This is a genomic window from Enterobacter sp. I4 (assembly GCF_022669095.1).
GTDB lineage: Bacteria > Pseudomonadota > Gammaproteobacteria > Enterobacterales > Enterobacteriaceae > Enterobacter > Enterobacter pasteurii.
On the sequence record NZ_JALBUO010000002.1, the window covers coordinates 263,890 to 276,034 of the forward strand.

Sequence of the window (12,145 nt, forward strand, 5' to 3'; positions counted from 1 at the left end):
GTTACGAGCTTGTACCCCCCCTTATCAAGGCGCTGATATTGCTTAAATGAGTATGGTATAGTCACCTTGCTAAACCGAGTTTAACTTCGTAGGCTTAATGATATCTCACAGTAAGTCAGTACGCTGGCAGGAGGGGATGTGAATAATTATTGTGAGTTGATTCGCAGACGGTATGCGGAAATTGCCAGCGGAGATCTGGGGTATATCCCGGATGCGTTGGGCTGTGTATTGAACGTGCTAAATGAAGTGGCCTCTGATGAGGGCCTTTCTGAATCGGTCAGGGAAAAAGCAGCGTACGCTGCGGCGAATTTACTGGTGAGCGATTATGTCGATGAATGATACCTATCAACCCATCAATTGTGATGACTATGACAACCTCGAACTCGCCTGCCAGCATCATTTAATACTGACGCTGGAGCTAAAAGATGGCGAAGTGCTTAAGGCAAAGGCCAGCGATCTGGTTTCCCGTAAGAACGTGGAATACCTGGTTGTTGAAGATGCAGGTGCGACGCGTGAGCTGCGCCTCGACAAAATTGCCAGTTTTAGCCACCCGCAAATCGGCACCGTCGTGGTGAGCGAATCCTGATAACCAACGGGCAGCCTGGCTGCCCGTTACGCTTTCCATTCAAAATTTACACCGTCTTCAGCCCACCCCTCTTTAGTGACAAATACCCCTGCCGCCGCAATGAGCGTATCACCGTAAAACAGAAGCGGCGTGGCATCACGCAGCCAGGGCGGAACGTTTTGTTCCTGCCAGATCTTCTTCAGTTTGCGCCCGCCGTTACGCCCGACGATGTGCAGCATGCCGCTGGCCCTGAAGCGTACGGTGACGTTCTCGCCCGGCTCGGGCAAACGCACGTTACCCGAACGGCTTAACGCAACCACGCCTGCATTAACAGGTAACGTTAATGCTTGCTCAGGAGACGGCCAGTCGAGGATCCTGTCAGCAAGCGACGGCAACGATTTTACCCACCAGAGCTGGCCTTTATAGCGCCTGACCTCAAAACCATTCAGATAGATACGCGGCGCGGCATCTTCCCGGGCCTGTGCAACCTCGTCCCAGATACGGTTGAGCATCGCCCGGGACGGCATGGCCGCACGGTGAAACGCCAGCCAGCGACGAATCAGGGCAGCCCGACGTGCGGGGCTCATCGCTTCAAGCGGCGCCAGCACCAGCGCACCGTCTGCGGTAATCAGCGTCTCCAGCTCCTCGCGCAGCAGCTCGTTCAGCAAGCTTTCCTGTTCAGCACAAAGCATCGCGCTTCGGGCCGCCGCTTCGGAAAAATGCGTCCAGCGCTCGTTCAGAAGCGGCAGCACGCGCAGGCGCAGGAAGTTTCGGTCGTAGCTGTCGTCCTGATTGCTTTCGTCCTCAATCCAGCGCAGATGGTGTTGATGCGCCCAGGCTTCCAGTGAAGCGCGCGTTTCACCCAGCAGCGGACGAATCAGCGCCGTACCGGCAAAATCCGCGCGTTCCGGCATGGCGGATAACCCCGCAGGCCCGCTGCCGCGCTTGAGCGCCAGCAAGAACGTTTCACACTGATCGTCCAGATGCTGCGCGGTAACCAACGCTTCTCCAGGCTGTAATGCGCCGGAAAACGCGGCGTAGCGGGCTTTACGCGCCTGCGCCTCCGTGCCCAACCCTTCATCCGCAAGCGTGACGCGCTCAACAACTAGCGGGATCGCCCACGCTGAGCACACCGCTTCACAGTGCGCTACCCAGTCGTCCGCATGGGCGCTTAGGCCGTGATGAATGTGCATCGCCCGAAGCTGGACGTCCGGCTCCCGATCGCGCCAGCACTTAAGGCGGTGCAGCAAAACGGTGGAGTCCAGGCCACCGCTAAATCCCACCAGAAGCTGGCGGTACGGTGAAACGGCGAGAGCGATAGCGGGTAAGGTCATAGAAAATTACACATAAAAAATGCCCGAACTGAACGGGCATTATCACACATGAAGGCAATTACTGCTGATAAAGCTCCAGCGGCAGGCCGTCCGGATCGTTGAAAAAAGTGAAACGTTTGTCGGTAAAGGGATCGACACGAATCGCTTCACAGGCCACGCCGTGGGCTTCCAGATGTTTTACCGCACTGTCCAGGTCATCGACGCTGAAGGCCAGGTGGCGCAGGCCGCAGGCTTCCGGGCGCGACGGACGCGCAGGCGGGAAGGGAAAAGAGAACAGCTCAATGACATATTGCCCGTTTAACGCCAGATCGCCCTTCCAGGAGTCGCGCTCTTCGCGGTAAGCCTCGCTCATCAGCGTAAAGCCGAGGATGTCGCAGTAGAATGCCTTACTTTTCGCGTAATCGGTGGCGATGATCGCAATATGGTGAACCTGTTTTAAACCCAGCATAGCTTCTCCTTTTTATGATGCCCTGAACGTTACAACCGACAGCCCGCCGCTGGCAAGCAGCCCCCTTTATTTTAGGACTCGCACCCAGTACACGCCGTTTTCATCGCGTTTCGCACCGTGAATATCCGTCTCAAACCCCGGATAGTGGCGCCCTACCGAACAGAGCATCAGCAGAAAATCGAGCACCGCCCGGCTTTTTTCGGTGATCATTTCGCCCGGCATCAGCAGCGGTACGCCCGGCGGATAAGGCAGGATCATGTTGGCCGATACCCGGCCGACCAGATTTTCCAGCTCAACGGTTTCAACCTCGCCTTTCACCTGCTGCTGCCACGCCCTGTGCGGCGTCAGCTTCATTTCGGGCAGGACGTCAAACGCCTGGAGCATCAGGCGCGGCAGATCGTGCTGGCGGATCAGCCTGTGGATCCCCTGAGCCAGATCCTGAATGCGCATATTGCGATAGAAGTCAGGATCTTCCGCATAGAGGTCGGGCAGCATGTTCTTCACCCGCAGGTTCAGATCGTACGCGCGCTTGAACTCCATCAACCCGCGCAGCAGACCCATCGCGCGGGTTTTATCGATCCCAATACTGAACAGGAACAGCAAATTGTAGGGGCCGGTCTTCTCCACCACCACGCCACGCTCGTCGAGGAATTTCGCTACCAGCGCGGCCGGGATCCCTTCATCACCCATTACGCCCTGCTCATCCATGCCCGGCGTCAGGATCGTCACCTTAACCGGATCGAGGAACATATGATCCGCATCGGCATCCCGGAAGCCGTGCCAGCTTTCACCTGGCGCGACGGGCCAGCACTCCGCCTCGTCGATCTCTTCCGGCTGCCAGATATCAAAGAACCAGCCGTCCGCTTCATCTTTCAGCCGCTGGACCTCCTTACGGAAATGCAGCGCCCGCTCCACCGAACGATTAATCAGGCGTTTACCGGGATTGCCGCGCAGCATCGCCGCCGCCGTTTCGATGGAGGCCACCAGCGGGTAGCTCGGCGACGTGGTCGTGTGCATCATAAAGGCTTCGTTGAAGGTGTCCTCGTCGTACTCGCCCTTGATGTGAATAAGGGACGCCTGGGAAAACGCGGCCAGCATTTTGTGCGTCGACTGCGTTTCGAAGAATACTTTTCCCGGCACGCGCTCGCCGCTCATTCCGCTTTTACCCGAATAAATCGGATGGAAATTGGTGTAAGGCACCCAGGCGGAATCAAAGTGGATCGACGGCACGTCCAGCGTCTGCTTAATCCAGTTAGTGTTGTACAGCAGCCCGTCATAGGTCGAGTTAGTGATCACCGCATGGACGGGCCAGCCAGCCTCCGGTATCGCCGCGACCTTTTTTTCAATGGCGGCACGCGTGAACTCGCGGCGTGGAATGCCGCCAAGAATGCCGAGCGCATTGCGCGTTGGCGACAGCCAGAGCGGCACTACGTCACTCATCATCAGCAGATGCGCCAGCGACTTGTGGCAGTTTCGGTCAATCAGCAGCGTGCTGCCGGCAGGCGCGGCGTACATCCCGACGATTTTATTTGACGTCGAAGTGCCGTTGGTCACCATGTAGCTTTGCTCGGCGCCAAAGGTGCGGGCAATGTACTCCTCGGCTTCCAGATGCGGGCCGGTATGATCCAGCAGAGAGCCCAGCTCGGTCACCGAAATCGACACGTCCGCTTTCAGCGTATTGCCGCCAAAGAAATCATAGAACAGGCAGCCCACCGGACTTTTTTGATAGGCCGTCCCCGCCATATGGCCCGGCGTACAGAAGGTGTACTTTCCTTCCTTAACATAGGTGAACAGCGCGCGCGTAAACGGCGGCGTGATGTTATCAAGGTATTCGCCGGTGTACTGCTGAATGCGGATCGCAATGTCCTCGGCAACGCCGAGAGAGTATTCGAAGAACCACAGCGCCATGCGCATATCGTGAGCGCTGACGTCCATGGTCGAATGCGTGTTGATAAAGGCGTACAGCGGAAGGTATTCGTTGAGCTTATTGATATCGCTGCACAGCTCCATGTCGTATTCGTCCCAGTCGAATATCACGCCACAGATGCGCGGATTGTGTTCGATGAATTTCAGCAGGTCGGCGCTGTTTTGCGGCCAGATCAGCTGATATCCGCGTGCGGTAAGGGCTTGCTCCAGCTCCTTGATGGGTTCGTCTTTATAAAAGACGCCGTGTGGCCCCATGATGGCAATGATGTTCATGGTTTACCTCCTTGAAAAACATCAGATAAGCATAGTTAAGGTAAACGGCAGGTATAAAAAAAGCCGCAACAATGTGCGGCTTTTAGGATAATTGTGAGGCTTATGCGTAACCGTAGGTCATCAGGCGCTGATAACGGCGGTTGAGCAAATCTTCTTTGCTCAGCACGTCCAGGTCCGCCAGGTCAGCCAGCAGCTGCGCTTTCAGGGACGCGGCCATGACTTCCGGCTTGCGGTGCGCGCCACCCAGCGGTTCAGGGATGACGGTGTCGATAAGCTTCAGCTCTTTCAGACGTGGGGCAATGATGCCCATCGCTTCGGCAGCCAGAGGCGCTTTGTCGGCGCTTTTCCACAGAATGGAAGCACAGCCTTCCGGAGAGATAACGGAATAGGTGCTGTACTGCAGCATATTCACTTTATCGCCCACGCCAATCGCCAGCGCGCCGCCGGAGCCACCTTCACCGATAACGGTACAGATGACGGGCACTTTCAGGCGAGACATCTCACGCAGGTTGCGTGCGATGGCTTCAGACTGACCGCGCTCTTCTGCGCCGACACCCGGGTAAGCGCCAGGCGTGTCGATGAAGGTAATGATTGGCATATTGAAACGCTCAGCCATCTCCATCAGACGCAGGGCTTTACGGTAGCCTTCTGGTGCCGGCATACCGAAGTTACGACGGATTTTCTCTTTGGTTTCACGACCTTTCTGATGACCAATGATCATCACCGGACGTCCATCCAGACGCGCGATGCCGCCGACGATAGCTTTATCGTCAGCGTATGCGCGGTCGCCGGCCAGTTCGTCAAATTCGTCAAACGCCAGGCGGACATAATCCAGGGTGTACGGACGCTGTGGATGACGCGCCAGCTGGGCGATCTGCCATGCGCCGAGATCGGCAAAGATTTTGCGCGTCAGTTCTACGCTTTTTTCACGCAGACGATGCACTTCTTCGTCGATGTTAATATCCAGTTTTTCATCCTGACGGCTCACCGCTGTCAGAGAATCGATTTTCGCTTCCAGCTCTGCAATCGGCTGTTCGAAATCAAGGAAATTCAGACTCATAGTATTCCTGTATTAGTCAAACTCCAGTTCCACCTGCTCCGAACCAATGAGGCCACGGAGATCGTTCAGTAAACGATCGCTCGGAGAGACACGCCACGTTGCACCAAAGCGCAACCGCGCACGTGCATCCGCCCTCTGATAGTAGAGATGTACTGGAATTGTCCCCGAGCGGTGGGGTTCCAGAGACTGACGGAGTCGGTTTAAAAGCTGGTCATCAATTTGCCTGTCCGTCAGCGAGATAGCAAGCCCGCGAGCATATTTTTCCCGGGCTTCGTCAATGTCCATCACTTCGCGGGCAGTCATTTTAAGCCCCCCGCTGAAGTCATCAAAGCTGACCTGTCCGCTGACGATAAGTATGCGGTCTTTTTCCAGCAATTGCTGGTATTTATCCAACGCGTCGGTGAACAACATCACCTCCAGACGCCCGGAACGGTCATCCAGTGTACAGATGCCGATACGATTGCCGCGCTTGGTGACCATTACCCTTGCAGCAATCACGAGCCCCGCAGCCGTGGTGATTTTACCACGTTCTGTCGGATGCATGTCTTTAAGCCTGTAGCCGCCGACATAGCGCTCAATTTCTTTGAGATACTGGTTGATAGGGTGCCCCGTCAGGTACAAGCCTAACGTTTCACGCTCACCATCCAGCACCACCTGTTCCGGCCACGGCTGGCAGCTGGCATAGGACTGCTCGATCTGCTCTGGCTCTTCCGCCAGCACGCCAAACATATCCGCCTGGCCAATGGCTTCCGCTTTTGCGTGCTGATCGGCCGCCTTCAACGCATCGCCGAGCGAGTTCATCAACGCGGCGCGGTGCGGCCCCAGCCTGTCGAACGCGCCGGACATGATCAGTTTTTCCAGCACGCGGCGGTTCAGTTTTTTGGTATCGGTACGGGCGCAGAGATCGAACAGCTCGCGGAAGTAACCGCCGTTGTTACGAGCTTCGATGATCGCCTCGATCGGCCCCTCACCGACGCCCTTGATCGCGCCGATCCCGTAGACGATTTCCCCGTGTTCGTTAACGTGGAAATGATACAGCCCGGAGTTGATATCCGGCGGCAGGATCTTAAGCCCCATGCGCCAGCACTCGTCCACCAGGCCAACGACCTTTTCGGTGTTGTCCATATCGGCGGTCATTACCGCCGCCATAAACTCAGCGGGATAGTGCGCCTTCAGCCACAGCGTTTGATACGACACCAAAGCATAGGCGGCAGAGTGGGATTTGTTAAATCCGTACCCGGCGAATTTCTCCACCAGGTCGAAGATTTTCATCGCCAGTTCGCCGTCGACGCCGTTTTTCTTCGCCCCGTCCTCAAAGATGGAACGCTGCTTGGCCATCTCTTCCGGCTTTTTCTTACCCATCGCACGACGCAACATGTCCGCGCCGCCAAGGGTATAGCCGGAAAGCACCTGGGCTATCTGCATAACCTGTTCCTGATACAGGATGATGCCGTAGGTCGGCTCCAGTACCGGTTTCAGGCTTTCGTGCTGCCACTGCACGTCCGGATAGGAAATCTCTTCGCGCCCGTGCTTACGGTCAATAAAGTTATCTACCATCCCCGACTGCAGCGGGCCGGGACGGAATAGCGCCACCAGCGCGATCATATCTTCGAAGCAGTCAGGCTGAAGACGTTTAATCAGATCTTTCATGCCGCGGGATTCAAGCTGGAAAACGGCTGTCGTCTCCGAGCGTTGCAGCATGTCGAAACTTTTCTTGTCATCAAGCGGGATAGCCGCGATATCCAGCGGCGGCTCGCCGTTCTTCTCGCGGCGGGCGTTGATCATCTCCAGCGCCCAGTTGATGATGGTGAGCGTACGCAGGCCGAGGAAGTCGAACTTCACCAGCCCGGCGTATTCCACGTCGTTCTTGTCGAACTGGGTAACCGGATGCTGGCCCGCTTCGTCGCAGTACAGCGGCGCAAAGTCAGTAATTTTGGTCGGGGCGATAACCACGCCCCCCGCATGCTTGCCGGCATTTCGCGTGACGCCTTCCAGCTTGCGCGCCATGTCGATCAGCGCTTTGACCTCTTCGTCGGCTTCGTATATTTCCGGCAGCTGAGGTTCGGCTTCAAACGCTTTAGCCAGCGTCATGCCCGGATCGGGCGGTACCAGCTTAGAGATGCGATCGACAAAACCGTACGGGTGCCCCAGCACGCGGCCCACGTCGCGGATAACCGCTTTCGCCGCCATCGTACCGAAGGTAATGATCTGCGAAACCGCATCCCGGCCGTACATATCGGCCACGTGCTCGATAACCTGATCGCGTTTTTCCATGCAGAAGTCGACGTCGAAGTCGGGCATGGAGACACGCTCCGGGTTAAGGAAGCGTTCGAACAGCAGGTCGAATTCCAGCGGATCGAGGTCGGTGATTTTCAGCGCATACGCCACCAGCGAGCCGGCACCGGAACCACGCCCCGGACCAACCGGTACGCCGTTATCCTTCGACCACTGGATGAACTCCATCACGATCAGGAAGTAGCCCGGGAATCCCATCTGGTTGATAACCTGGAGCTCAATATCCAGGCGCTCATCATACTCAGGACGCTTCTCTTTACGGACCGCTTCATCCGGGAAAAGGAATTCCAGACGCTCTTCAAGGCCCTCTTTCGATTTCATGACCAGGAAATCTTCCGTGGTCATGTCACCTGTCGGGAACTGCGGCAGGAAATATTCGCCGAGACGTACGGTGACGTTACAGCGCTTGGCTATCTCTACGCTGTTTTCCAGCGCTTCCGGAATGTCCGAGAAAAGCTCGCACATCTCTTCTTCGCTGCGCATGTACTGCTGCGACGAGTAGTTGCGCGGGCGTTTCGGATCGTCAAGGGTAAAGCCGTCGTGGATAGCGACGCGGATTTCGTGGGCGTCAAAATCGCCAGACTCAAGGAAGCGCACGTCGTTGGTTGCCACCACGGGCAGCCCGCGCGCTTCGGCAAGGGCTACGGCAGCATGCAGGTAGCTCTCTTCGTCCGCTCGCCCGGTGCGGATCAGCTCAAGGTAATAGCGATTCGGGAAATACTCTTCGTAGAACGACACGCACTGCTCCACCAGCGCGCTGTTGCCGCGCAGTAGACATTTGCCGACATCGCCCATACGGCCACCGGAGATCAGCAGCAACCCTTCGTTCAGCTCCGCCAGCCAGTCACGGTCAATCCACGGCCCCAGTGCGCCGTAGCCGCGCTGGTAGGCCTTGGAGATCAGCAGAGTGAGGTTCTGATAGCCCGTGTTATTCATGGCTAACACGGAAATTTGCGTCATCTCATCGCCGAGCAGCTCGCTCTGTACGTGAAAGTCCGCGCCAACGATGGGCTTTAACCCTGCACCATGCGCCGTTCCGTAGAACTTCACCAGGCCACACAGGTTGGTAAAATCGGTGATCGCCAGCGCAGGCATGCCGAGCGAGGCCGCCTTTTTTACCAGCGGCCCGGTCTTTGCCAGCCCATCGATCATGGAGTAGTCGCTATGCACCCGCAGGTGTACGAAACGTGGTTCAGCCATCTTCAGATTCCGCGTTACTTAATTGCTTGCGTCTTGATTCAGGACACCAGTCCCAGCGCACGTTTCACCGGGCCAAAACTGCGCCGATGATGTTCAGTTGCGCCATGTTCAGCCAGCTTTTCCAGATGGAAAGCGGTTGGATATCCCTTGTGCTGGGCAAAACCATACGCAGGATAAGTGAGATCCAGCGCGGCCATTTCGGCATCGCGTGTCACCTTGGCAATGATTGACGCCGCGCTGATTTCTGCGACGCGGCTATCGCCTTTAACGACGGCCAGTGAAGGCATCGGCAGCGCCGGGCAACGATTACCGTCGATCAGCACATACTCAGGCACAATTTTCAGGCCAGCGACAGCACGCTGCATTGCCAGCATGGTGGCGTGCAGAATATTCAGATCGTCAATCTCATTCGGCTCTGCGCGCCCGATACTCCAGGCCAGCGCCTTCTCTTTAATTTCATCGAACAGCGCCAGGCGGCGCTTTTCACTCAGTTTTTTCGAGTCGTTCAGACCACTAATCGGACGCGCTGGATCGAGGATCACCGCCGCGGTCACCACGGCCCCCACTAACGGGCCACGTCCGACCTCATCCACACCGGCAACGAGGTGCGTATGAGGGTAAGTAAATTCCATCATTTTGCTAACTCCAGCACCGCATCGGCCGCCTGCTCATCAGCATTACAGCGGATCAGTTGATGCAGCTCACGGAACGTTTCGTGCATCTGGTGGCTGGTCTTGCCGTTTGCCAGCAGCGGCAGCAGTGCATCAGCCAGCGCCTGCGGCTGGCACTCATCCTGCAATAGCTCTTTCACCAGTTCGCGACCCGCAAGCAGGTTTGGCAGCGAGACGTACTCTGTTTTCACCAGACGTTTTGCCAGCCAGAAGGTAAACGGCTTCATGCGATAACCGACCACCATCGGGCATTTTGCCAGCATACACTCCAGCGCAGCCGTGCCGGAAGCCAGCAGTGCGGCATCGCTCGCAAACATGGCCTCCCGTCCTTTCCCGTCCAGCAGGCGGACGTGGAGACCCGGAGCAACATCAGCTTTGATACGCTCAAACTGCTCGCGGCGTTTGGCATTCACCAGCGGCACGACCACTTCAAGATCGGGATAAGTGTTGCGGAGAATTTGTGCCGTTTTCAGGAAATCGGCGCTGAGCATTTCAACTTCAGCACCACGGCTTCCCGGCAGCAGCGCCAGACAGTGCACATCATGCGGAATGCCCAGCGCATCACGCGCCGCGTTTTTATCCGGATCCAGCGGCATCGCATCCGCCATGGTATGACCGATAAAACGGCACGGCACATTGAATCTGTCGTAAAACGCTTTTTCGAAAGGCAGAAAAGCCAGCACCAGATCGGTGGACCGTCCGATTTTGAAAACGCGTTTCTGTCGCCACGCCCAGACGGACGGACTGACGTAATGGATAGTTTTGATACCCTGCTTTTTCAGGCTCCCTTCAAGGGTGATATTGAAATCAGGCGCATCAATACCGACAAAAACATCGGGTTTGAGATCGGTAAAACGGCGAGTAAGGTCGGCACGAATGTGCAGCAAACGGCGCAGGCGACCCAGCACCTCGACGATGCCCATCACGGCCAGCTCTTCCATTTCATACCAGGCTTCACAGCCTTCGGCCTGCATCAGCGGGCCAGCCACGCCGACAAAGCGGGCATTGGGTACACGGGCTTTAAGCGCGCGGATAAGACCTGCACCAAGAATATCGCCGGAGGTTTCTCCGGCGACCAGGGCTATGGTAAGCGGACGACTGTCGACCATTAACGAATCAGACCACGGGTTGAACGTTCAAAGAACTCCATGAACGTATTCACTTCAGGGTGCTTATTCGCCAGTTCGGCAATTTCCGGCTTCGCCTCTTCCAGCGTTTTACCGCTACGGTACAGCAATTTGTACGCGTTGCGGATCGCCGTAATCGCTTCGCGGCTGAAGCCACGACGCTTAAGGCCTTCGATGTTCACGCCAAACGGCGTGGCATGGTTGCCCTGCGCAATCACGAACGGTGGGACGTCCTGCGCCACACCGGAGCATCCGCCGACCATCACGTGCGCACCAATGATGCAGAACTGATGGACCGCGGTCATGCCGCCAATAATTGCAAAATCATCGACCGATACGTGCCCCGCCAGCGTTGCGTTGTTGGCGAGGATACAGCGGCTACCGACGTTACAGTCGTGCGCAATATGCGCATTAACCATAAACAGGTTGTCGCTGCCCACCTTCGTCACTCCACCGCCCTGCGTTGTGCCACGATGAATGGTGACGCTTTCGCGAATGCGGTTACGATCGCCGATTTCCACGCGGGTCGGTTCGCCAGCATACTTAAGATCCTGGTTAACTTCGCCGATGGAGGCGAACTGATAGATCTCATTGTTGCAGCCAATGGTGGTATGACCATTCACCACAACGTGAGATTTCAGTACTGTACCCTCACCAATTTCGACATGGGGTCCAACAATACAAAACGGGCCAATGTGAACGTTAGCACCAATGATGGCACCCGTTTCCACAATAGCGGTAGGATGAATAAAGGCGGATTTATCAATCACGTATCAGGCCTCCCGGCTACGCGCACACATCATTGTTGCTTCGCAAACAACTTTGCCGTCAACCATAGCTACGCCTTTGAAGCGAGTCAGGCCGCGACGCGTTTTTTCAAAAGTGACTTCCATGATCATTTGATCACCAGGCACGACCGGACGCTTGAAGCGCGCTTCATCGATACCCGCGAAGTAATAGAGTTCACCCGGCTCCAGTTTTCCAACGCTTTTAAACGCCAGAATACCGGTAGCCTGTGCCATCGCTTCCAGGATCAATACACCCGGGAAGATAGGCTTACCAGGGAAGTGCCCCTGGAAGAACGGCTCGTTAACGGAGACATTTTTCACTGCGCGCAGAAAACGACCTTCTTCAAAATCCAGCACACGGTCTACCAGCAAAAACGGGTAGCGGTGCGGCAGAAGTTCTAAAATCTCTTCAATATGCAGAGTATGAGTGTCAGTAGTCAAAATACTCTTCCTGTCAA

The 12,145-nt window shown here is 56.3% G+C and carries 11 protein-coding genes; 2 read left to right on the plus strand and 9 right to left on the minus strand.

The window, feature by feature from the left end:
• Window positions 1-138 precede the first annotated feature (138 nt).
• Window positions 139-339, plus strand: a complete 201-nt coding sequence (locus tag MOQ06_RS13610; protein ID WP_148420154.1) for a YaeP family protein — start codon at window positions 139-141, stop codon at window positions 337-339.
• Window positions 326-586, plus strand: coding sequence for a Rho-binding antiterminator (gene rof, locus MOQ06_RS13615; protein WP_148420153.1), 261 nt, complete (start codon window positions 326-328; stop codon window positions 584-586). The genes MOQ06_RS13610 and rof overlap by 14 nt, the downstream gene beginning before the upstream one ends.
• Before the next feature lie 26 nt (window positions 587-612).
• Here the strand turns inward: rof and tilS are convergent, their stop codons facing one another.
• The 9 genes from tilS to fabZ form a co-directional block, all read right to left on the minus strand.
• Window positions 613-1,899 (minus strand): tRNA lysidine(34) synthetase TilS, encoded by a 1,287-nt coding sequence (tilS, locus tag MOQ06_RS13620; RefSeq protein WP_242173541.1) that lies wholly within the window; start codon window positions 1,897-1,899, stop codon window positions 613-615.
• A 58-nt stretch (window positions 1,900-1,957) separates the two neighbouring features.
• Window positions 1,958-2,347, minus strand: coding sequence for a VOC family protein (locus MOQ06_RS13625; protein ID WP_148420151.1), 390 nt, complete (start codon window positions 2,345-2,347; stop codon window positions 1,958-1,960).
• A gap of 66 nt (window positions 2,348-2,413) precedes the next feature.
• Window positions 2,414-4,546 (minus strand): lysine decarboxylase LdcC, encoded by a 2,133-nt coding sequence (locus MOQ06_RS13630; protein WP_148420150.1) that lies wholly within the window; start codon window positions 4,544-4,546, stop codon window positions 2,414-2,416.
• Window positions 4,547-4,646: 100 nt separating this feature from the next.
• Entirely contained in the window at window positions 4,647-5,606 is a 960-nt protein-coding gene (gene accA / locus MOQ06_RS13635) for an acetyl-CoA carboxylase carboxyl transferase subunit alpha (RefSeq protein WP_013095666.1), read from the minus strand.
• Window positions 5,607-5,618: 12 nt separating this feature from the next.
• Window positions 5,619-9,101: a DNA polymerase III subunit alpha gene (gene dnaE, locus MOQ06_RS13640; protein ID WP_242173543.1), complete on the minus strand. Its 3,483-nt coding sequence runs from the start codon at window positions 9,099-9,101 to the stop codon at window positions 5,619-5,621.
• A gap of 38 nt (window positions 9,102-9,139) precedes the next feature.
• Window positions 9,140-9,736, minus strand: coding sequence for a ribonuclease HII (gene rnhB / locus MOQ06_RS13645; protein ID WP_242173545.1), 597 nt, complete (start codon window positions 9,734-9,736; stop codon window positions 9,140-9,142).
• Window positions 9,733-10,881 (minus strand): lipid-A-disaccharide synthase, encoded by a 1,149-nt coding sequence (gene lpxB, locus MOQ06_RS13650; protein ID WP_242173547.1) that lies wholly within the window; start codon window positions 10,879-10,881, stop codon window positions 9,733-9,735. The genes rnhB and lpxB overlap by 4 nt, the downstream gene beginning before the upstream one ends.
• Window positions 10,881-11,669, minus strand: a complete 789-nt coding sequence (gene lpxA / locus MOQ06_RS13655; protein ID WP_148420146.1) for an acyl-ACP--UDP-N-acetylglucosamine O-acyltransferase — start codon at window positions 11,667-11,669, stop codon at window positions 10,881-10,883. Before lpxA ends, lpxB begins: the two co-directional genes overlap by 1 nt.
• 3 nt (window positions 11,670-11,672) lie before the next feature.
• Window positions 11,673-12,128 (minus strand): 3-hydroxyacyl-ACP dehydratase FabZ, encoded by a 456-nt coding sequence (gene fabZ, locus MOQ06_RS13660; protein WP_003856165.1) that lies wholly within the window; start codon window positions 12,126-12,128, stop codon window positions 11,673-11,675.
• Window positions 12,129-12,145: the final 17 nt, after the last annotated feature.